The 22,769-nt window shown below is 45.8% G+C and carries 18 protein-coding genes and 2 pseudogenes; 14 read left to right on the forward strand and 6 right to left on the reverse strand.

Translation table 11 applies throughout. The features are described from left to right. Nucleotides 1-120 precede the first annotated feature (120 nt). The 3 genes from AC58QC_RS03035 (at nt 121) to AC58QC_RS03045 (ending at nt 3,002) form a co-directional block, all read left to right on the forward strand. A complete protein-coding gene (locus tag AC58QC_RS03035; RefSeq protein WP_497413720.1) occupies nt 121-408 on the forward strand; it encodes a hypothetical protein in 288 nt (95 codons plus the stop codon). 15 nt (nt 409-423) lie between these two features. Further along, nucleotides 424-942, forward strand: coding sequence for a VanZ family protein (locus AC58QC_RS03040; RefSeq protein ID WP_497413721.1), 519 nt, complete (start codon nt 424-426; stop codon nt 940-942). Nucleotides 943-1,184: 242 nt separating this feature from the next. Beyond that, nucleotides 1,185-3,002: an ABC transporter substrate-binding protein gene (locus tag AC58QC_RS03045; RefSeq protein ID WP_497413722.1), complete on the forward strand. Its 1,818-nt coding sequence runs from the start codon at nt 1,185-1,187 to the stop codon at nt 3,000-3,002. Between the two features lie 17 nt (nt 3,003-3,019). Here the strand turns inward: AC58QC_RS03045 and AC58QC_RS03050 are convergent, their stop codons facing one another. Then, nucleotides 3,020-3,283: a hypothetical protein gene (locus tag AC58QC_RS03050; protein ID WP_497413723.1), complete on the reverse strand. Its 264-nt coding sequence runs from the start codon at nt 3,281-3,283 to the stop codon at nt 3,020-3,022. Between the two features lie 107 nt (nt 3,284-3,390). Here AC58QC_RS03050 and AC58QC_RS03055 point away from each other — a divergent pair, with 107 nt between their 5' ends. Then, complete coding sequence (locus AC58QC_RS03055) at nt 3,391-4,545, forward strand: PQQ-dependent sugar dehydrogenase (protein WP_497413724.1); 1,155 nt, start codon at nt 3,391-3,393, stop codon at nt 4,543-4,545. A 138-nt stretch (nt 4,546-4,683) separates the two neighbouring features. On the opposite strand, the pseudogene AC58QC_RS03060 reads toward AC58QC_RS03055, so the two are convergent. Together AC58QC_RS03060 and AC58QC_RS03065 are read right to left on the reverse strand one after the other, a co-directional pair. Then, nucleotides 4,684-4,893: pseudogene (locus AC58QC_RS03060) on the reverse strand (SDR family oxidoreductase); the annotation flags it as partial. A gap of 296 nt (nt 4,894-5,189) precedes the next feature. Next, nucleotides 5,190-5,621 (reverse strand): VanZ family protein, encoded by a 432-nt coding sequence (locus AC58QC_RS03065; protein WP_497413725.1) that lies wholly within the window; start codon nt 5,619-5,621, stop codon nt 5,190-5,192. Between the two features lie 240 nt (nt 5,622-5,861). Here AC58QC_RS03065 and AC58QC_RS03070 point away from each other — a divergent pair, with 240 nt between their 5' ends. From AC58QC_RS03070 to AC58QC_RS03110, 9 genes are all read left to right on the forward strand, one after another. Beyond that, nucleotides 5,862-6,311 (forward strand): DoxX family protein, encoded by a 450-nt coding sequence (locus AC58QC_RS03070; protein ID WP_497413726.1) that lies wholly within the window; start codon nt 5,862-5,864, stop codon nt 6,309-6,311. Between the two features lie 112 nt (nt 6,312-6,423). Then, nucleotides 6,424-6,879, forward strand: a complete 456-nt coding sequence (locus AC58QC_RS03075) for a VOC family protein (RefSeq protein WP_497413727.1) — start codon at nt 6,424-6,426, stop codon at nt 6,877-6,879. Between the two features lie 83 nt (nt 6,880-6,962). Then, a complete protein-coding gene (locus AC58QC_RS03080) occupies nt 6,963-7,376 on the forward strand; it encodes a VOC family protein (protein WP_497413728.1) in 414 nt (137 codons plus the stop codon). A 477-nt stretch (nt 7,377-7,853) separates the two neighbouring features. Then, a complete protein-coding gene (locus AC58QC_RS03085; RefSeq protein ID WP_497413729.1) occupies nt 7,854-9,644 on the forward strand; it encodes a sensor histidine kinase in 1,791 nt (596 codons plus the stop codon). Beyond that, nucleotides 9,622-11,223, forward strand: a complete 1,602-nt coding sequence (locus tag AC58QC_RS03090) for a response regulator (RefSeq protein WP_497413730.1) — start codon at nt 9,622-9,624, stop codon at nt 11,221-11,223. Before AC58QC_RS03085 ends, AC58QC_RS03090 begins: the two co-directional genes overlap by 23 nt. A gap of 89 nt (nt 11,224-11,312) precedes the next feature. Beyond that, nucleotides 11,313-12,689, forward strand: a complete 1,377-nt coding sequence (locus AC58QC_RS03095) for an ABC transporter substrate-binding protein (protein ID WP_497413731.1) — start codon at nt 11,313-11,315, stop codon at nt 12,687-12,689. A 157-nt stretch (nt 12,690-12,846) separates the two neighbouring features. Beyond that, the gene (locus AC58QC_RS03100; protein ID WP_497413732.1) at nt 12,847-13,752 is read left to right on the forward strand and encodes a carbohydrate ABC transporter permease; all 906 of its coding nucleotides are present in this window, start codon (nt 12,847-12,849) and stop codon (nt 13,750-13,752) included. A gap of 21 nt (nt 13,753-13,773) precedes the next feature. After that, nucleotides 13,774-14,655 (forward strand): carbohydrate ABC transporter permease, encoded by an 882-nt coding sequence (locus AC58QC_RS03105; protein ID WP_497413733.1) that lies wholly within the window; start codon nt 13,774-13,776, stop codon nt 14,653-14,655. Nucleotides 14,656-14,680: 25 nt separating this feature from the next. After that, the gene (locus AC58QC_RS03110) at nt 14,681-17,107 is read left to right on the forward strand and encodes a 3-keto-alpha-glucoside-1,2-lyase-like domain-containing protein (protein WP_497413734.1); all 2,427 of its coding nucleotides are present in this window, start codon (nt 14,681-14,683) and stop codon (nt 17,105-17,107) included. Between the two features lie 66 nt (nt 17,108-17,173). On the opposite strand, the pseudogene AC58QC_RS03115 reads toward AC58QC_RS03110, so the two are convergent. Beyond that, nucleotides 17,174-18,364, reverse strand: a pseudogene (locus AC58QC_RS03115) (oxalate decarboxylase family bicupin). A gap of 445 nt (nt 18,365-18,809) precedes the next feature. Next, nucleotides 18,810-21,062: an FAD-dependent oxidoreductase gene (locus AC58QC_RS03120; protein ID WP_497413735.1), complete on the reverse strand. Its 2,253-nt coding sequence runs from the start codon at nt 21,060-21,062 to the stop codon at nt 18,810-18,812. A 190-nt stretch (nt 21,063-21,252) separates the two neighbouring features. Here AC58QC_RS03120 and AC58QC_RS03125 point away from each other — a divergent pair, with 190 nt between their 5' ends. Continuing rightward, nucleotides 21,253-22,086 carry a helix-turn-helix domain-containing protein gene (locus tag AC58QC_RS03125; RefSeq protein ID WP_497413736.1) on the forward strand — a complete coding sequence of 278 codons (834 nt, stop codon included), beginning with the start codon at nt 21,253-21,255 and terminating at the stop codon, nt 22,084-22,086. On the opposite strand, the gene AC58QC_RS03130 is transcribed toward AC58QC_RS03125, so the two are convergent. After that, nucleotides 22,087-22,674, reverse strand: a complete 588-nt coding sequence (locus AC58QC_RS03130; protein ID WP_497413737.1) for a TetR/AcrR family transcriptional regulator — start codon at nt 22,672-22,674, stop codon at nt 22,087-22,089. It lies immediately after the preceding gene. Nucleotides 22,675-22,769 lie beyond the last annotated feature (95 nt).

Raw genomic sequence — 22,769 nt, forward strand, 5'->3', positions numbered from 1 at the left:
ATATTTCCATCCAGCAGTTTGTCGATTCTGTTGCAATAGGGGCACAAACGTTGTTTTCATGCGCATTTTCATGCTAACCTAGTAGCATAAACTAGTAGAACGTTTGGGAGTGACGTTAGAGTGTCAAACGCAGTGTTGTATTGGATTTTCTTGGGTATCGCTTTCGTGGTGCCGTTCGTCATTGGTGTTGTTCTGATGTGGAAAACGAACCGCTTAGGCTTCTCGTTTTGGATCACGACGGCGCTGAATATTGTGATGACTGCACTAGCAGCCTTCTGGTGGAAGTCGGTAACGACGGATCAGTTCCAAATGATGTTCGGGATGGCTTTCTATGGCGTATCCGCAGTGAATTTAATGGTTATTGAATTCTTTGCTTTGTTCAGTATTCGCAAAAAATTGAATCCGTGAGCGAAAGGGGCCGTTATGCCGAAGTTAACACGATCGAAGACGGTATTCTACGTGTTCCTAGTTGCAGCGATTCTATGGATGGCTTTCATCTATATGAAGTCTGCCGAGCCGTATCAGCAGCAGAGCTTGAAGCCATTCTTGGAATCGAAGTTTTCCACTGAAAAGTTGAAAGAGCATATCCCCAAAGTGGAGTTCACTTACGATCATCAGGTGGTTTCATGGCAAGATCCCATTAATTTGATAGAATTCTTCATAAGAAAAGCAGGGCACGTTAGCGAATACGCTGTGCTTGCCCTGCTTTGGTCGATAGCATTACTAGCGAAGCCTGTCAGAATGAACATAGCTTTGTTCAGCTCCTTCCTGATTTCATTGCTGTACGCAATGACGGATGAATGGCATCAGTCGTTCGTGAAGGACCGAACGGGGCACGGCATCGATGTGATCGTCGACGGAGTTGGTATACTGTGTGCGCTCATTCTGGTTGTGTTGGTGGTTGCAATAAGAAAACGAATTAAATCGAGAAAAACAAGCTAGTTAGAAGAATGTAGACTTTTCTTTTGCGAACGGATTTCCATTTCCAATGTTCGCGGGACTGGCTTTCCAGATCTTGCTGCTGCCACTCCATTAATTTCTCTGAAACATAGAGGTCTGTTGGTTGCATATGCGGTTCACTTTCCTTTCTTTTCCTGATACCCTTAGTTTACGCTGGAATAAGGGGAACAAAAAGAGTATAATTCACTTCAATGATTTCCCCTTTTATAGAAAGGACGTTGAAGATGCAGCTACTGACTCATTTTCTAGAGCTTCGTGCGGGCTTTGAGCATGGTGTTGAGCATAAGCCGCAGCCAATAACGTTAGAAGAATTAGCGGAAAGATTGTATTGCTCAACACGAAATGTGAAGATTTTATTAAAAAAAATGAGCGAACAAAATTGGATTTCCTGGAAACCAGGTCGCGGCAGAGGAAATATTTCCGAGCTTACATTTTTGGTCTCATCAGAAGATATGATCTCGAAACAAGCAATGTCGCTTGCAAGTCGGGGGGATTATTTAGGTACGATCGAGCTGATTCATCAACTCGGTAAAGGAGAAGCGTTACAAGACTCCTTCATCGAGTGGTTGTTCAGCTTTTTTGGCTACCGGACGGTTGAAGACGAGGAGCGTTTCAAGGATACACTTCGCATTCCTGTTTACAAATGGCTGGTGACACTGGATCCGGCTCAATCTTTTTTTGCCTTTGATTTTCATCTGGTTAGTCAAATTTTCGATACCCTCATACGTTATAATTCACAAACGAAGGTGATCGAGCCGCATCTTGCACACTACTGGGAAATCAGCGAAGATGGATTGCATTATACTTTTTATTTGCGAAAAGGCGTGCTGTTCCATCACGGCAGAGAGATGACAGCGCATGATGTAAGCTACTCCCTATCGCGATTAAGGAAGCTGGGTCAGGCCGCCACGCAAGGCTGGATGACCGAGAGCATTGAGACGATTACGGTGCTGAATCGAAGTGCAGTAGCTATCGAGTTAAGTCAGCCTAATGTGCTCTTTCTTCAGCAGCTAGCGCATATGTCTATGGCGATTGTCCCTGAAGAAATTTGCCGGGATAATGAGTCTATTTTTGGGCGAATGCCCATTGGCACAGGTCCGTTCAGGCTGGAACGAAACGATGATTACATTTGTAAGCTGCGTGCTTTTGATCATTATTTTGGCGTGCGACCACATATGGATCTCATTGAAATTTGGCTCTTACCTTCTGATCTGAAAGAAGCAACGCCAAGCTGGGATAAGGTTCAAGTATTCCGCGGCGGAGCGAATTCTCATAATCCCGTAGGAGCGATTGATAAAGATTCGGAATGGCATCAGATTGAACAGACGATTATGGGCTGCAGCTTGTTGACGTTTAATCGAAATAAAAGAGGTCCACAGTGCCATGCAAACTTCCGCAAAGCCGTTGATCTCGTTATTGATCGAGAGCTTATGATTAAAGAGCTTGGCGGTTTTCGAGAAGCACCTGCAAGCAGCTTTTTGCCTAGTATGGATCCACTTGCGAAGTCCAGAACGGATATCTCAGAGGCGAAGCGACTACTAGATGAAATGGGCTACAAAGGCGAAACACTTCACATGTATGTCTATCGGAATAACAATGAAGATGCCATGTGGATTTGTCGGCAGTGTGCTCAGATTGGTATCCCCATTGAGATCACGATTCGGAGTGAGTCTGACATGATGCAAATGGCTACGATTGATGAAGCGGATCTTATTTTGTATCACATTTGTATGGAAAGCAATTATGACCTTCATATCATTCAGACGTTGAAACAAAGTAACAGTTATGTTCGTGCGCATTTGAATAGAGAGCGATCGGCATGGGTAGATTTGAAAATGGAGGGGATTCTTAGTAATCCTAGTCTCGATGAGCGAATTGCGGGTTTGCATGCATTGATTGATGAGCTTCAAACGGAGAAGTCGTTCCTGTTCGTCCTACATCGCTCGCAACAAACGACGTATCATGACTCGATTAAAGGTGTGACGATCAATGACTTAGGGTGGATTGATTTCAGGGAAATTTGGTTTACGCCAAGTGTTTAAAAAAAGAAAAAACGACCTTACGGTCGTCTTGGTGCAGGCGGGTCAAAGCGGTTTTCCATCGTCATCCAACGTCCGTTAGCAACGAAAAAGCCGACGAACGCGAAAACCAGCAGTCGAATAGGAATCCAAACAGAATTAATAGATTGGAATGCTATCCATTCAAAGAGGGTCGTTAGGAGCGCTGCTCCGATTCCCCAAGGAACGATTCCGAACATAATCAAATATTTGGACCGACCTAGTTGCTTTCTCTTGAGCCATACTGCTTTATGCGAATCTTTCATGTAGAAGCTCCCTTTTTTCTTTCTAGTATAGCACTGCTGGCGAAAAATCTCGAATGATAGCTGCCAGACATTCCTATAAGTTAAGCTTGTTAAGGAGGTTGTTACTGATGAAGCGTTATAGCCTTGTTTCAATGAGTCTATTATTGATGGTTATCCTTACAGCTTGCTTTTGGTCGAAGGATACAGAGCCTTCTTCCTCTACAACAACGAACGGCATTTCGCTAAGTCATATTTTCGAACCGCATACCTTTGAGCGCCCCGTAGGGCTAGAGCATCGCGTTGGCAAACCGGATCTGTTGTATATCGTCGAGCAGCCCGGTCGGATCATGAGCGTGAATATCAATAAGCCGAAGGAAAAGCCGACACTCGTCTTAGATATTACCGGTCGTGTCAACGATAGTGGAAATGAGCAAGGTTTGCTTGGATTAGCCTTCCACCCGAAGCATCCGAGTCAGGCTTATGTGAATTATACAACGGAAACACATACGATAATCGCGCGTTATGACACTGATTCCACTAACCCTGCGCTTCTGGATCCGAAGAGTGAACAGGTGCTGCTTACCTTTAAGCAGCCATACCCCAACCACAATGGTGGACAATTAGCATTTGGGCCGGATGGCTATTTATACATAGCAACTGGTGATGGCGGCAGCAGCGGCGATCCCCAGAATAACAGCCAGAACTTGCAGTCTTTACTAGGGAAAATTTTACGTATCGATGTAGACAAACAAGCAAATGGGCTCCTCTATGCAATCCCCGCTGACAATCCTTTTATCATCAAAGGGGCTAAGGAAATCTATGCCTATGGACTGCGGAATCCTTGGCGATTCAGTTTCGATACCGTTACTGGAAAGATCTGGGCAGCAGATGTTGGCCAAAACAAATTCGAAGAAATTGATATCGTGGAAAAAGGCAAAAACTATGGTTGGCGTATTCAAGAAGGGTTCGAATGCTACGAACCAAAGGTAGGCTGCAATAAAACTGGCTTAGAGCAGCCGCTGTTTACCTATGGTCGTGATCAAGGCGTCTCCGTAACAGGAGGCTATGTGTACAGGGGCTTAAAGCTGCCAGAGCTTCAAGGCTGGTATGTATACGCGGATTATGGTTCGGGTAACATTTGGGCATTGGCTCAATCTAGTGACGGAACTGTCAAAAACAAAACTTTACTCGAATCCGGCTTGCATATTGCTTCCTTCGGAACGGACGCAGCTGGCGAGTTGTACTTATGCACACAGGATGGAAAAATAATGAAAATCGTTTAGTTGACTGTAAGGGATGCCAGCACATGGCTTACCTAGAAGAATCCCAACAGGCTGGAATCCTCCATAAAAATAGTTCGCTCCGAACCCCCATGAAATCATGAGGGTTTTAGCCAACTCTTCAAGTCGATTTTCACGTTGTTAGGTCTCCGTCATGATGCCTCCATTAACATGCAGAACTTGACCAGTAACGAATGAGGAGTCGTCTGAGGCTAGATAAATATAGGTTGGAGCCAGTTCGAACGGCTGACCGGCTCGCTTCATAGGCGTTTCTAATCCGAAGGTTTTCACATAATCAGCTGAATAGCTGGAAACGATTAATGGTGTCCATATGGGACCTGGTGCCACCGCTTCAGCCATACTCTTGCTATCCTTTTTGACCTAACGGACACCAGAGATGTTAATTCTCCAACCATTTCCTTGTGTAGACCTAACGGACGCGAGAGACGTTAAATGATCATGATTACTTGATAAATGCGTGCAAACAGCTCAATAGGGACTCCTGTGTCCATTAGCCAACAAGAAAGGCTGAATTCATTCAAATAGTGTCTCCTATGTCCGTTAACCCTCTACTTTTGCCAAGGCATGGTTCGAAGCACTTCTTGCGGAGCCCCCATCGAATGTGTGCATGCACAAAAAAATGCCACTCACTTGAGCGACATTTTATCATTCCTATGATCGGTATATCCATAAACCCTCGAATTGAAAAAACTCGTAAATAATACGCCAACAGAATCAATTGCAATGTCATACAGCCTGCCATCCCGATGGAAATACAATTGGAGAACTTCTGTTGCTCCTGCAAACAAAATGGACAAGACAATCGACGACTTCACGTTCTGCAATAGATTAAATAGAAGTAAATACATCATGCCGAATCCTAGGAAATGTCCTATTTTTACGATCACCCAATGAGAATGAATACTTCTGATATCGAAAAGTTTGAGCATCTCGGAGAAATCAGGATTTTGGTCAACATCGAAGTACATGACATGATTCCGTACAAGCTGTCCCAGATTGAAATTACATAGACAAACAATTAGAATTAGCGCCCAGATGATAACCAGTAATACCCTCATACGATTACTCTCCATCATACTTTTTGAATACATAAGACCTAACTAAACTATATTATATCTTTCCCAATTACAAAATATCCCAAACACGTTGATGTTCATGCGCGAGGGAGTGATTCCTGTAGTTTCGATTTCAAGATGATTTCCTCCTTGTTTGCGACTATAATCAGGATAGCGATGGTATACCCCATCTACGATTTGAAAGTCCCATCCGAATAAACAAAATCACAAGGAGGTCTTCGCATGGCACCCTTTATTGCGCTTATTTCATCTTTACTCTTGTTTCGGGGAGTTGGTTTTCTTGGATGGACCTTCTTCGATGATTGGCAATCCGCGTTGCAAGGCGCCGTTGCTGTCATGTTTGTGCTCACAGCCTCCGCTCACTGGGGCCGAAGACGCCCAGATCTGATTCGGATGGTCCCTCCTATTTTCCCGCGACCCGCGTGGATCGTATCGATGACAGGATATTTGGAAATCGCTGGTGCTATCGGGATACTGATACCAGCGACGTCACTAGCTGCATCTATTGGTTTAATCCTAATGCTGCTTGCAATGTTCCCCGCGAACGTCTATGCCGCTCGCAATAACTTGACGATTGGCGGCAGCCCTGTGCCACGGTTATCGGTTCGGATTGCGCTGCAAGTTGTTTTTATTGGCGCTGTAGTGTTGGCGTCGCCGATGTTTGGAGGATAATGCCTTGCGAATGCTACGCTTATTGCGGACATCGATCTCGAGACATATGGTCATGAAATGAACTCATCAACATTTGTGATACAATGATAATAAAAAATTAGGAGCTGCTGACATGCAAAAAATCAATCCATTCCTGTGGTTCGACGGTAATGCCGAAGAGGCAATGAACTTCTACACGTCGATATTCAACGATTCCAAGATTGAAAGTGTTAATCGCTCTGGCCCCGAAGGTAAGGTCATCTCTGGTACGTTTCTGCTCAACGGGCAGCGGTTTATGGTATTAAATGGCGGGCCACTATTCAAATTCACACCAGCCCTCTCCTTGTTCGTAAATTGCGAGACGCAGGAAGAGGTCGACTTCCTGTGGGAAAAGCTATCTGAAGGCGGAGAACCTCAACGCTGCGGTTGGGTACAGGACAAATTTGGCTTGTCGTGGCAAATCATTCCCACCACGTTGGGGGAATTGCTCTACACCAAGGATCCTGCGAAATCGAGCCGTGTCATGAATGCGATGCTGGGCATGCAAAAGATCGATATTGCCGCGCTTAAGCAAGCATACGAAGGATAAGTAGGACCCACTCACATTTGACTACCAGATTTGCTTTCAATTATCATAGAGTAGTACAAATAACTCAATGAGGTGATCCATTCATGGCGGTTCAAGCGGATAAAATTTTTGTGAATTTACCTGTAAAAGATTTGGACAAGTCCATCGCTTTCTTTCGTGCTATTGGATTTGATTTCAATCCGCAGTTTACGAATGAGAATGCAACCTGCATGATTATCAGTGAACACATTTTCGCCATGCTATTGGTCGAGCCGTTTTTCCAAACCTTTACGAAGAAAGAAATTGCCGATGCAACGAAAACGACTGAAGTGCTCGTCGCTTTAAGCTTCTCAAGCAGAGAAGAAGTGGACACACTCGTTGATAAGGCTATTGCTGCTGGCGGGAGCGTCTACAATGAACCGATGGATCACGGTTTCATGTATACACGTACTTTCCAAGATATTGACGGACATCAGTGGGAACTGTTCTGGATGGATCCGAAAGCAGTCAATCAATAAGTTTTTCATGAGGCGGTGAGAGATATTCTCGCCGTTCTTTTTTTTGCTACGATTGACCTAATAACTTACACAGATAATGAAACCAACCTGAAATAGACTTTTTACGGACCTAGATGCCGTTAATTGCTAGTTGGAGCGATAATTCCGAGATTACGGACTTCAGCGCCGTTATTCGGCTTCAATCTATCTTGTTTTAACAATTTGAGGTACATTAACGGCCGTCGAGTCCATTAGATTATAAAATTCCATCTTTTTCCGCGATTAACGTCACTCCAGTCCGTTAGCCAGGAAAGATGAATCAGAAGTTGATTTCGTACCCTTTAATCGCACCATCACAACCATGCATATTCTTTGTTTTATACGGCATATTCTTTGAAATCGTAAGCTTGCCCCCACTCTCTCTAGCAGGATAAGATTCATCGTTGTATGATAGAAGAGATTCATAATCCTAGTAGATGAGGGCATGGTGTGACCTCTATGAGAATACTGCGCAGTCCAATAAAGACATTACGCGGCAAGATTCTGATCTCCTTATTTTTCCTAATCATTCTCCCAGTTGTTATCATCCTATACCGCTTCTATAAATCTTCTGAAGATATTGTGCAAATTCAGCTTAACCAATCCAATCAAGCCGCCGTGTCCCAGAAAGCCACTGCCATGAACGATATGGCTGTTCGTATGATCACGGCTTCAAGTCTAATTATTAATGATCCGGAGACGGAAAAATTTTTGAAAGAGCCTGCAGATTGGTCTAACAACTACCTCTCCTTCATTAAGCTCACGAGCCTGCAAAAAAAAATGTCCAACGTCAAGGATCTTCTGCTCGACAGCACGACTCAGCTTGGATTATTTGACAATAGAGGGTATACCCATACGACATGGTCGGCCGTCACACCAACGAATGTCCAATCGTTCTATAAGGAAAGCTGGTACGAGCCTACCCTGGGGCGCAATGGATTTCCCTACTGGACGGTTCCCTACTCACTCCCCTCACCGAACAATAATCAAGATCTGATTGTTATGACGAGACAAATAAATGGGGAATACACGAGTAATTATGGTGTTTTTTTCATCAGCGTGCCGATCACAGTCTTCTTCTATCCGAACACCGAGCTTCGCAAGCAGCAAGCTTCAGGCATCACCTCTGTTCTCGTCGATCAAGACCAGAAGCTCTTAGTTGGTGATCATGCTGGTGCAGATCTATTGGCTAGCCAAGCACTTCTGAACGTTCGTACCAATGTGAATGGGATTAAGGAAGTTAAAGTCAATGACCAAGTCTATTTCTTAAATGATGCTTATGTCCCACAGCTCGGATGGCGGCTTGTTCAATTCATGAATCAGAAGGATTTTGCCACACAGCTCAGTCGGGAAAAAGACAAATCGATCACCTGGGTTGTCGCCTGGTTCCTACTTTTTGCCATTGCGTTCATTGTTCTCATGCTTCGTGTGACGAGTCCTTTCAAACAACTTGCGAAATCCATGACGAAGGTTGGTAAAGGGGAATTTAATACATTAGTCACGATAAAAGGTGAAGACGAGATTGCCATGCTTGGCAATTACTTCAATCGCATGGTGCTTCATCTGCAAGATCTCATCTCCGATTTATATGACGAACAGCGACGCAAGCAGAAAGCACAATTCCAAGCGCTGCAAGCGCAAATTAATCCACATTTTCTGCTAAATACACTCAATTCCATCAAATGGATGGCGCTGCTCTCCGGGGCTGATCATATCAGTGAAATGATTACGAAGCTAGGTAAGCTACTTAATTTCACTATGCGGAATGAACAAGAATTCGTCACGTTACAAGAAGAACTGGAATATTTACAGGTCTACCTTTCCCTGCAGGAAATTCGCTATCATGATCAAATCACATTTACTTCTAACATTCCAGAAGCTCTGCTCGACTGTGAAGTGTTAAAATTCACGCTGCAGCCTGCCGTCGAGAACAGTATTATTCATGGCAATCGGTTCCCGCTTCTCATCGATCTTCAAGCTGAAGAAATCAATGGGAAGCTACATATTGTCATGCAAGACAACGGAGTTGGCATGAGCGTCGAGATGATTCAACAGGTTGAATCATCCTTGAATCAGCCTCACGCCAAGTTCAGCGGTATAGGCATACGTAATGTCAACGAACGCATCAAGCTTCACTTCGGGACGCAGTATGGCATGCAAATCTCGAGTGTGGAGGGCGAAGGCGTCCGACTACAACTGGTGCAGCCTTTGAAAAGGAGGAATACAGATGTTGAGAATTTTGATCGTTGATGATGAAATCCTTGTGCGCATTGGCTTAAAAACGATCATTCCAAGAGATAACGAGGAATTCCAAGTCATAGGCGAAGCAGCCAATGGGTTGGAAGCGCTGAAAATATTAGAATCGCAGGTCTGTGACGTCGTACTCACGGATATTCGAATGCCGGAGATGGATGGATTAGCCTTACTGAAACAAATCCGTGAACGCTGGCCGAATATCAAATGTCTCATTTTATCCAATCATCACGACTTCAACTATGTGCAACAAGCACTACGGCTAGGGGCTATCGAATACGTCACGAAATTAGAAATCAATCCCTCCGAGCTCATGGAGAAGCTGCGTGCCATCAGGAATCAGCTCAACATTGAGAGGCAAGGCCAGCACGCGAGAACTCAGCTAGAACAGAAGGTGAATCAATATAGCAACGAGGTAAAGGAAAAACGGCTGCGCGAACTCCTGTTAAGCCACGTTTCACGAAGGGAGATTGAGCAGGCTTGGCGGGAGTTTCAATTAGAACCCTTCCCTGCTCCCCTATCCGCTGCGGTGATCCAAATCGTAGCGTATGAGGAATTAACGCAGAATAACCGTTTCCAAAGCGATCGTCTATTGACCTATACGGTGAAAAATGTCCTTAATGAGATTCTGAAAAAGTACGGTAATGGGGAGCTAGTTGAGATTGCAGCTGGAAAGTTTTGTGTACTCACAGGCCAATTGAACTCCAATATGATGTTAGAAATGCAAAGCGCGGTTCAAGCTTTCCTGAAAATTTCGCTCGCTGTGGGTGTATCCCCCACCTGTGAGGACACGTTGGCCTTACATCAAGCCTATGAGAAAGCAGAGCATGCGTTAAGCTACCGGTTTTATTATGGCGAGGCATGTATCGTTTACTATGATCAATTAAACTTATCAGCGCCTACACTCTCGGAGCCATGGAATGAAGAGGAATGGATTAAACGCATTGAGGAAGGCGACGAAGCCGGTCTGCAAAAGAAGATTCTCACGTGGACGGAGGAAATCTGTCATCATAAGAATGTGCCTCCTGCGATCTTGCGAGAGCAGTGGCTCAGTCTGCTCCATATTTTTGCGCGTTGCTTGAAGGCCGAGGGCGGCGACATTTACTCTGTCACCCTGCACGAACAGCAGTATCCGTACCATGTCATTCGTAATGCCGAAACTTTACAGGCTTTATCCAACTGGTTCATTGGCTGGCTTCCCGTCTTCTTGGCGTATAAGCGAGAGCATGGGAAAGAGAAGTTTCGCCCTGAGATTCAAATGGTAATTCGTCAAATCATGGAGAAGTATAATCTGCCTCTTAAAGTAGCTGATCTAGCTAGCACCGTCGGCTACACAGAAAATTATTTGAGTATCTTGTTCAAAAAAGAAACAGGTAAAACGATTACCGATTATATGACGAATGTCCGGATGAAAAATGCACGCGAGCTGCTCAAGAATCCTGATTATAAAATATTCGAAATTTCTGAGCTCATCGGGTATGCCGACCCCAATCATTTCAGCCGCAGCTTTAAGCAAATGGAAGGCATGTATCCGACCGAGTTTCGCAAGCTCGTCTTCGGTCATCGAACATCATAGAATAATGCTTACTTCGTAAAGAATACTCCGTGTCTTTTTGGGATAAATTGCATTACGATTTAATTACCAAAAGAAAAGGGGATGAACAAATGAAAAAAGTACTAGGCATGGGAGCATCAATCGCACTTGCTGTAAGCGTTCTCGTAACAGGCTGCTCCAAAGCACCAGAAGCTTCACCTTCCGCAGCTGCGTCCGTCGCACCTGCTGCAACAGCAGCAGCGGCTACACCTGCACCCACACCTGAACAGAAACCAGTTACACTTAAATTCTGGGGTGGTGTACCACCAGAAAGTGGACCGCAAGACGCGGTTGACGCATGGAATAAAGCCAACCCTAACATTAAGGTTGAATATACGCGGTATGTGAACGACGATCCAGGTAACCTGAAGCTGGAAACAGCCTTGCTCTCGAATACAGACGCACCCGACATCTACATGAACTACGGTGATGCGTATATGACGAAGCGACAAGCTGCTGGCATGGCAGAACCTTTGGACGATCTGATTGCCAAAGCAGGCTTTGACGTTGAGGGTATTATCGGAGCCTCGAATATCAAAAAATTCGCAGACGGCAAATATTATTATCTCCCTGCAAATAAAAACTTGGGCGCTGTGCTTTTCAATATGAAAGCTTTAGAAGGAGCCGGCGAGAAGCTCCCAACCGCTTGGACATGGGACGATTTCAGTGCAATGGCCACCAAACTTAACAAAGGGGCTATGAAGGGTACAATGCTAGATCCAGCTTTGGGTTGGTTTGGTGATACGGTTCTGCAAACGGCCAAACCTCAAGACTGGGTAATCGCTGCAGACGGCACATCCAACTTCAATAGCCCAGCTATGAAGAAAGGCTTGGAAATGCAGAAGAGTTTGGAAGACAAGGGCGTTATGATGAAATATTCCGAAGCTGTTGCCGGTAAAATTACTGTGCAAAATGAGCTTCTGACGGGTAAAGCTGCTATGATGGCTTCCCAAATTTACATCATCCGTTATATCAAGGATATCAAGAGCTTCCCGCATGATTTCAAAGTCGCATTCGCTCCTTATCCGCAATTCACTGCAGGCAGCAACATTAATCCAGGCGGCGGTATGGGCGACTATATGTCCATTAATAAAAACAGTAAAAACAAAGAAACTGCTTTTAAATTCATCTCTTGGTATTTGCAAGAAGGTAATATGGCGATGGTGCCAGGCGGCCGGATCCCAACTAGCAAAAAAGCAGATCCTGCTAAGATCGCTTCAATCCTTATTGGTGATGCGAAAGATCTGATCGATGAAGCTTCCTTGAAGGCACTTTTAGCTGGCAATTACACATTCCCTACTTCTTACAACGTACCAGTACCAACGGAATTACGCGCCATCTTTAAAGATGAGATGGAAAAATACCTGCTTGGTGCTCAACCGATTGACAAGGCTTTGGAAACGATGAAAACGCGTGCCGATACGACGATTAAAGGTGCCAAAAAGTAAGAGTAAATTCATACGGGCTTCATCGAAACCTCCGGCAGATTCTTGCTGGAGGTTTTTTCAATCAAACTACAGAAAAGGTCACGTTCACGCTATGTGAATTCGCTTCTGTACTTGGTAAAGTTAGCCTAACACATGAATTCGAAAGGGTGTCTTACGAATGAAACGACATTTCTGGCATAACGCGAAATTCAGGGAAAACCTTGCAGGCTACCTGTTCATTTTGCCCAACTTCTCTGGGTACTTTATCTTCATATTGCTTCCCATCTTATTCAGCCTCTACCTCGTCTTCGTGGATTGGGAATATCTCAAAGGGTTCGCAGGCATCGAATGGGTCGGCTTAGATAATTTCAAAGCGCTGGGCAATGATCCGAAATTCGTGAAAGCGCTGAAAAATAATATGATTTTCACACTTGTCAGTGTGCCCGCTTCCATCATCATTGGACTGCTGTTTGCAATTGTTCTTAATAAATATGTATTCTTTAAACAAACTTTGCGAACACTTATTTTCCTCCCATATGCTTCTTCACTTGTTGCTGTATCCGTTATTTGGAGCATTATGTACCGTGCCTCCGATGGACCGATAAACCAAGCTCTCAAGACGATCGGCATTGCACATCCGCCTGGTTGGTTATCCAGCCCTAATTCTGCTCTATTCGCTATAATTATCATGCAGGTATGGGTGACAATTGGGTATTCGATGGTCATTTACCTTGCTGGTCTACAAGGGATCTCGAAGGATTTATATGAGGCATCGGAGATAGATGGGGCTTCGAAAATTCGCCAGTTTTTCCAAATCACCGTTCCTATGCTCACGCCAACAACCTTTCTCGTCGCCATTACACTCATTATCGGGTCCTTCCAGATTTTCGGACCGATTAATATTATGACGCAGGGCGGACCCATTGATTCAACGATGGTATTATCCTATCACATCTATTTACTTGCCTTTCGTTTCTACAAAATGGGCTATGCAGCTACCGTTTCGTGGGTGCTATTCGCCATCATCTTCGTTGTCACGATCATTCAATGGCAGAGCCAAAAACGTTGGCAACAGCACTTCTAATTGTAAAGGAGCTTACACCCCATGGAAACTAGGATACCTATTGAAACAACTCGAAAAACTTCGATTGACAGAGCAAGCGTGGGAAGTATATGGCTCAAGATTTTCATTTCACTCATTATGGCGGCTATCTCTATCGTCATGATACTTCCTTTTCTTTGGATGATATCCACTTCATTCAAGATTAATGGCGAGGTGTTCAAATATCCGATCGATTGGATCCCGAATACATGGCATTTTGAGAATTATAAGAAAGTATGGTCCGGTACTGATCCGTTCTATTTATTCTATTGGAATTCAATCAAAATTACGGGAATCACTGTCGCTGGTAACCTGCTCACAAGTGCCATGGCTGGCTACGCCTTCGCAAAAATCCGTTTCAAAGGACGTAACTTCCTGTTTCTGCTCTATTTATCAACGATGATGATTCCGGGCCAAGTATTACTTCTTCCCCGCTTCATCTTGTTCGATCAGCTGCATCTGATCAATACACATGCCTCCATTATTTTACCAGGCTTATTCACCGTATTCGGTACCTTCTTAATGCGTCAGTTTTTCAGCAGTCTTCCAAACGAGCTTTTGGAGGCAGGCCGTGTTGATGGAGCTGGCTACTGGCGGACGTTCTGGCAAATCAGTTTGCCGCTAATCAAGCCAGCGATCGTTACGCTATTGATTCTCTCCTTTACATGGCATTGGAGTGAATATGAAACCCCGCTCATCATGCTTCGCGAGAAGCACTTGTTTACAATTCCATTAGGATTAACGAGCTACGTTGAAGAATTTGGAACCAATTATGTACTTACGATGGCTGCTTCCGTATCTGGTCTTGTGCCACTTCTTATCGTTGTGATTATATGTCAAAAATGGTTTGTTGAGGGATTTGCAAACTCAGGATTGAAAGGCTAACCTATAAAAAAAAGGAGGCTTCACAATGCTTTCCTTACGAAAATGGTTACCGCTTCTCTTCTCTGCCCTGCTTGTTCTAGGCGCCTTTCCCACAGGTCGTGCGGAAGCGTCTAGCACAGCAGTTGTCCCTATTGCTTGGAGTTCATTCACAGCAGGCAACCCGACAGACGCCAATTCCTTACGGGTATTGGACATTCTACTGAATACGAACAAGTACGCACTTAGCACATGGTGGACGAACAAAGGCTTTGCCGCACAAACCGGCAGCTATCTCACCTTCGGCGGTGTCGATGAGCCGAATATTAGGCCCCCAGCCAGTGAAGCTTTAGCGTTGGCGATTTCGTTAAAAACTGGTGCGTATGATGCAGCAGAAACAGGTGTCACGCAAACGAATGCGATGACGCTTGCAACAAAGCTTACAGCTTCGTTAGCGTACCAACATCGAATCAATACGACTTCAGGTTGGGGCAATGGCTGGCAGACGGCTTTTTGGGCTTATCTTGCTGGAACTGCTGGTTACCTGCTCTGGGATGACCTCTCCGTGACCGATCGCGAGTATGTCCGCAAAATGGTCGAGTATGAAGCAAATCGTTTTAACAGCTACACTGTCCCTTATTATCGCAATGAAGCCGGAACTATCATCTCAGCTGGCGATACGAAAGCTGAAGAAAATGCCTGGAACTCCTCCTTGCTCCAACTTGCAACCGCCATGATGCCCGATCACCCCAATTGGAGCCTATGGATGAACAAAAACATCGAACTGATGATCTCCGCTTACTCTCGCCCATCAGATACGACAAGCACACGCGTCCTTCATGGCCAAACCGTAGCTGACTGGTTACATGGCTCCAATGCGAATGAAGATGGCACTGTTGTGAACCATAGTATCATTCATCCCGATTATATGAATTCCATCACCCAACTCTTGAACGCCCCTCTTTTATACACACTGGCAGGTCAAACAACACCTGAGGCAGCGCTCTTTAATGCCGATATTGTGTATGATTCGCTGGTAGATCTCAATTTCACCAATCCACCTTACGCTGCGCCTGGCGGAACGATTTATATCGATGGCAGCGCGAATGCCTACTATCCACAGGGGAATGACTGGGGAACGAAGCGGCGTATGCATTTTGCCTATATGGATGCTGCCGCATCTGCTTTCGGGTTCGATACGTTAGCCAGCCAGAAGGGCAGCTATTGGGAACCCTATCATGCCCAAATGGTGCTGGATATGCAGAATCGCACGGGTCACACCGATGGACACACCTATGAAGCTACTTCCGAAGACACCTATGCGGGAAGAGAAGAATGGGTCGCCCAGTTCGCTGGTCGAGATTATTTGACCAAGTGGATCGTGAAGCAAAATAAATACGTTCTAACCAACGAAACCTATTCAGCACCTCCACCTAATCCAGATCCAGTGAATCCATTTAGTTATACCTTCGAAGATGGCACGTCAACAGGTTGGGCACCGGTTAATGGCACATGGAATGTCGTCACAGATGGCAGTAAGGTTTATAAACAAACCGCTACTTCGGGTGAAGCGCTCTCCTTAGCTGGTGATACCTCAGCATGGAGCAATTATAGTTACGAGGCAACAGTGAAACTGTATGACGCGATCGCCAACAATGCTTCTGGTCTTGTCGGACGATATGCGGACAATAACAATTATTACTTATTGAGATTGGCTACAGCCGGAAAAGTACAGCTGTATAAGAAGTCAGGCGGAACCTTTACACTTCTCCAAGAAGCTTCAATGACAGTAAGCACCAATACGGCTTATACGTTAAAGCTCGTCATGGATGGTACTTCATTATCCGGCTATGTTGGCGGGGTGTTGAAGGTATCTGCAACCGATAGCACGATCTCCGCAGGCAAAATTGGCTTCCGAGCCTACAATCAAACTGCAAGTATTGATAATGTTTCGGTCGTGCAGAGCTTACCTTACGGCGATTTGTACGAAGACAGCGAGGCCTCTTCCTGGATCCCTTCGACTGGGGTCTGGAGCGTTGTCACCGACGGAACCAAAGTCTTAAAGCAGACCTCGACATCCGGCGAGGCCGTCACTGTTACTGGCAACGCGAGCTGGACCAATTACACCCTTCAAGCGAAGCTCAAAATGTATGACGCGCTCTCCTTCAATGCCAGCGGCATCATTGGCCGGTATGTGGACGATAACAACTATTACTTATTCCGATTGATTACCGCTGGATCAGCTCAGCTGTACAAGAAATCAGGGGGAAACTTTACCCTGCTCCAAGAAGTCCCCCTGACGGTGAATACGAACACCGCATACACGCTCAAACTTGCCATGACGGGTAGTACACTGACTGGCTATGTGAATGGTACGCAGCTCGTTTCTGTGACGGATAGTACGTTCACCAGTGGGAAGATTGGTTTCCGAACGTATAAGCAAACGGCAAGCTTTGATGAGGTATTGGTGAATTAAGTTGTGGTTAAAATGCGAAAAGGCTACCTCATGTAGATATTCTACTTGGGATAGCCTTATTTTTTGTTATTTCGGATAGTAGGAAAATCCCGGATATTTGACAACAGGCCACTTTTCCTTGTGCAGCGCATCCAATAGTTCGGGCCCAACATGCAAATTGGTGCTTACAAGGTCCCGAGGAGTAAGCGCCATCCATTGGTTTAACGACACATCTTCAAATCGATCACTCTTGAACATCTCCAAAAACCATAGCGTTTGAGTACCGGTGTTCTGAATATAGTGTCCAGTCGCAAATGGCACATAGCCGACATCACCAGCTCTATAATCAAATGTACGTGCGTTGCCATTACCAGTAAAAACCGTCATGCGTCCCTGCCCGGTCAGGTAATACTGCCACTCGTCGTTATTCGGGTGCCAATGCAGTTCCCTCATACCGCCAGGTTCAATTTCAACTAGCGCCGCTGCAATATTTTTGGAAATAGGAAAATTAGAAGAGTCTACGATTCGTACGCTGCCGCCAGGGGTTTTAATAGGTGTTTGCGAGAGCAGTTGATGCTTAAAGCTTAGGGGAATGGTTCCATATGGGGATTGTACCTTCTGACTTTCCAGTGGACCGGGCACTTTGTCTTGATAAATATAAACCTGCTCAGAAGGAATGTTGTTAAAAGCACTCACGGGTACTCCGAAATTGGCAGACAGCACATCTTTTGGCGTTCTTGAAAACCAATCCGAGATGGAAATCGTGTTAAGATCAGAAAAGTTACCATCATCGAAAACAAGCAAGAATTCGCAGTGTTCTAACCCCTGAATGGAGTGTGGGAGTCCTGGAGGAAAGTACCAAAGATCGCCTGGACCTACATCTGCAATAAAATTCCGACCATCTTGGTCGATTGACGTAATACGTGCGCGACCTAAGATCATATAGGACCATTCTGCTTGTGTATGCCAATGTAATTCGCGGACACCGCCAGGAGTCAGACTCATATTTACACCCGCAAGTGTGGTCGCAATGGGCAACTCTCTGGCGGTAATTTCCCGTGACCAGCCCCCGTAATTTAATTTCATAGCCGTGTCTGAAAACGAAAATTTCTAATTTGGAAGCAAGCCAGAATCCGTTATAGGTGGAACTAACATGTCTGGGTTTTCGATATCCCGCATAATATCCCGGGGCCCCGTATCCATCCCGCCGGCGCCATCGTTTCGGATGGGCTGTGGCACATTTCCGAACACACCCTGATTCCGTCTCGGAGATTCCATTCCGTAGTCTCCTCTCATCAGTTAGTTGCTTATTCTACATGATATATGAGACTGTATCTGTGTTCATTACCTGCAACTGCATAAGGGATAGTGGATACCGCCATGCAAGTGAAAAAATCGAGTTACGCATGGCGGACAAGGCAAATGGAGTTGCGTAAGTCGAATAAATCGAGTTACGCGTGACGGACAAGGCTATTGGAGCTGCGTAAGTCGAATAAATCGAGTTACGCGTGGCGGACAAGGCAAATGGAGTTGCGTAAGTCGAATAAATCGAGTTACGCGTGACGGACAAGGCAAATGGAGTTGCGTAAGTCGAATAAATCGAGTTACGCGTGGCGGACAAGGCAAATGGAGTGCGTAAGTCGAATAAATCGAGTTATGCGTGACTGAAAAAGTGGATGCCCCAAGGGACACCCACGAGTAGAGGGAAATATAGTACGCTCACCTACCCATAAACTCGTACCTCCACCACTTCCGCACATGGGCAACCGTTCGTCGCTTCCACAACAAGCCGCAAACGATCGGTGAAAACGGCTGCCTCCAACTGCAACTTCCTTGTACGCTTGCGATTGTTCAATACACGCTGCAGCACCGCCCAATCTCCATCGACCCAAGCCTCCAAGCGGTAGTCCTTCACCAACTCAGGTCTTACTTCATCACTCGTTCTAAACGCGTGCAGATTAATTAAGTCCTCATGCACATTATCATTAAATGTCACTTGTATATGTCGCAGAATGTGTGTTTCGTCCCATCTTAACTCCAGCCACTCTTCTCCCGCTGAAGTCATTGGCTCTGACATCCACTGATGTGGAGAACCATAAGGACGCAAGTAGCCATTCGTCACCTTCTCCGCAGAGAAGGCACCCGTTTCTGCTGTGAGCCGGAAGCATATTGGCTTGCGATCTACGCCATTTTTCATGCTCCACTGCACAACTGGCTGATCCGGTTGATGATTCTCCAGCTTCGGATCAACAATCGGCTTCGCGCCCCGAACAAAGGCGATCGCTCCAGTGTGTTGTTGATCGGAGTGGTATACAACCACATGCTCATTCGCCTTTACGATGACGAAAGCATTCTGCTCCACGTCGGGCTGCCAGCTCACTGGAAAGCTAATCCACTGCCGTTCGCCAGCCTGCACAGCTGCCTCAGACTGCAGGATCATCCTCTTCGGCACGTAGTTCTCCGCTCTGCCCGTGTCCCACAGCTCAACCTGAATAATCGTTGCTTCGCTTACATCGGCAAGCAGCTCAAAGCCATTCAGCTGCGGTGCAACTGGGAACAACACAGCCACATCGTCGATCAATCGCCTAGGTTCCACAGTACGTGACACACTTAACTGCTTTAGTGTAGTCGACGCTTCGACCCGAGCCATCCGTCCGAGATCCTGCTCATCCTCATTGCGTACACCGATCAAGGATGCATCCTGCCTGAGCAGCACCTGCTGCAGCTCCTTACAATGCTTCTGATACAGCTCACGCGGTGTCACTTGCTTCTGAACACATAGTGCCGCGCCGGTTCCTGCAGCCTCTCCAATAACCGCGCAGGTCGCCATGACCCGCGTCGTTCCAAAGGCTACATGAGAAGCGCTAATATTTCGTCCTGCCATCAACATGTTAGACACATTAACGGAGTACAAGCTGCGAAACGGAATATGATAGATGCCGTCCGCATGCAAATGTTTTGAACCACTTTCTGTCGAATACATCCCCTGCGGCGGGTGCAAATCAATGGACCACCCGCCGAAGGCAATGGTATCCTCGAACCGCGTCTGAGCCAGAATGTCATTCTGGTTAAGTATATAATCTCCGATGAAACGGCGGTATTCTCTTTTGCCTGGTAGAGCTCCAACCCATTCTAGCGTCATGTTCGCTGAATCGAATTGTCCCGAATTTTTGATATAATCCCAAATCCCATATATAACCGACCATAATTCGTCCCGAATGCGCTCGTTCTCATGAACAGTGTCCAACTCGCCGCCCCACTCGATCCACCAATAATGGCAGCCTGAGTCGCCGCTTCGGATCACTCGTTTGATCGGAATCGATGTTGTTGTAATGTCCTTGGCGAAGCTCGGCGGATGATAGTTAACCGGGTGACCCACGTCTTTGGTATAAAATAAAATCGTACTCCCTAGCGTGATGTCATCCGCAATTTCGGGCGCCCACTCCTCTTGAAACTCTTCCCGTGCCTCTCGACCGATGCGAAATTTAGCACCTGCCAAAAACCCAATAAGTCCATCTCCTGTACAATCCAGGAAGACATCGCTTTCGAAACGAATACGTCGCTCGGAACCCATCATCCAACCTGTCACAGAGTGAATGACACGGTTGTTCTCATCCCCATCCGCTTCCACCTCATGCACATCTGTGTTGAGGAAAAGCTGAATATTCGCCTCAGCACGTACGGCCTCAAGTACAACAATATCCCAAATATATGGATTTCCATCTGGGTTCTGGAACTGATTCTCCACGAACAGCTCGCCCATGATTCCTGTTTCTCGTGCATAGCGATTAATACCGTGCGAAGTTGCTCCGCAAACCCACACGCGAACCTCACTGGATGAATTTCCACCGAGCACGGGTCTATTTTGAATCAGAGCCACCGTCTGACCTAGTCTAGCAGCAGCAATCGCAGCACACACACCCGAGAGTCCTCCGCCGATGACCGTGATATCCCTTTTTACCACTTCTTCTCTCATTGCATAACCTCCATGAAATCTGTGATTACCCTAATTTTAAAGGTTTGGCAGCGCTTTTATCCATGCACGCTTTTAACAAGAACTTATACAAAATTTCAATATTAAGCTTCCTTCTACTAGGCATATCCACTATGATTAAAGGAGATATTTCATTGATAATTTGATTCGGACTACGAGAGGATGGCAGGCTATGCAACCACAAGATGCAGCACGGGTGAAACCACAGCTGCTCAGCCATATGTACTGGAAGGAAAAGACGGTCTTCCAACTCCATGAGGATTCGAATGAATTTTGGGTCATATTTGCTGTGGAAAATGGGAGCTTTACCTACCAGATCCAAGAGCACAAGGGAACGGCTGCTTTCGGAGATCTTGTGCTCTGTCCACCAGGGGTCATTTTTCGGAGAGAAATCGTTCAGCCCTTATCGTTTCATGTCATGCTGCTGCAATGGGTAGATGAGGCAGGACGTCCACTGTCCCTCGAAAACAACACCATCCCTGCGGGAAAAAGCTCGATTCAGGATCTCAATCGGCTGTCTTCTAATTATGTCTATTTAAAAAAATGGTACCAACATGCGGGAACCGTCGCCTCATCCCTGCGTCAACATGTGCTCTCCGACCTATGGATGCAAGTTGTCGAGGAGACTTATTCGGCTAGTCCGGAGGCGGGCTCTCCTTGGACACCCAATGTCCAAAATAGTACGGATGCCCTTATTCAAGTGGCCACTCAACGCCTGCATGATCAAGCGGCATCCACCTGCATCATGAAAGATATTGCTAGGGAACTGGGTTTGACACAGGTGCAATTTACCCGCAGATTCAAAAAATCGACCGGCATGCTGCCGATCGATTACTTAACCACGCTGCGTCTGCAGAAGGTGCAGAAGCTGCTGCTGGATAGTGATATGACTTTACAGCATATTGCTGGACAATGCGGCTTTGAAAATGAATTTTATTTGAGCCGTGTGTTCAAAAAACGCATGCATGTAACGCCTTCCTCCTATCGCAAGATGCACCGCCTATGACTATGACCGTACGCCATAGAAAAACAAGTGTACCATTTCCTCGATAACCGTTTCCATGTTGCCACGCTGCTCGGCATAGGCGATCATCGTCTCTGCCTGATTAGACATCATTTGCATGTACATCATGATCGTTGACGTGGAGATCGCCTCGGAAATCTCTCCTGCCTTCTTCCCATCTTCAATGAGCTTGACAACCAATGGAATACCCTTTGTCATATACTCCCCTTGGATGAATTTCGCAAGTTCAGGATCCTCCTGCCAAACCTGTTTCATCATCTGAAGTCCAAACGTTCGTGACGACTCCTTCTTCTGGAAAATGATAAATTCGATCTTCTCCTTCAAAGAATGCTCAGCGGTCAGGAACGCCTCAAACTCCATAATCGTCTTTCTTATATAAGCGACGTACACCTCGCGCACTAGAACTTCTTTGCTGCCAAAATAATTATAGATCGTCACCTGGGATACGCCTGCCGCAGCAGCAATATCTGCAATTCGCATGGTCTGAGAGTTTGCCGTTCGCAGGAGCTCTAGGGTTGCCGCCATGATTTTATCTTTTTTTTGCTGCGCTCTTTTTTCGTAGCCGTTCATTTGCATCACCTGATTATTAGAATAATGAAATTATAACACAAATATATTTCATAAGTATTGACGGCCTGAATATTCAGGAGTAACATTGGTTTTGA

It is taken from the genome of Paenibacillus sp. J22P51 (assembly GCF_059692215.1).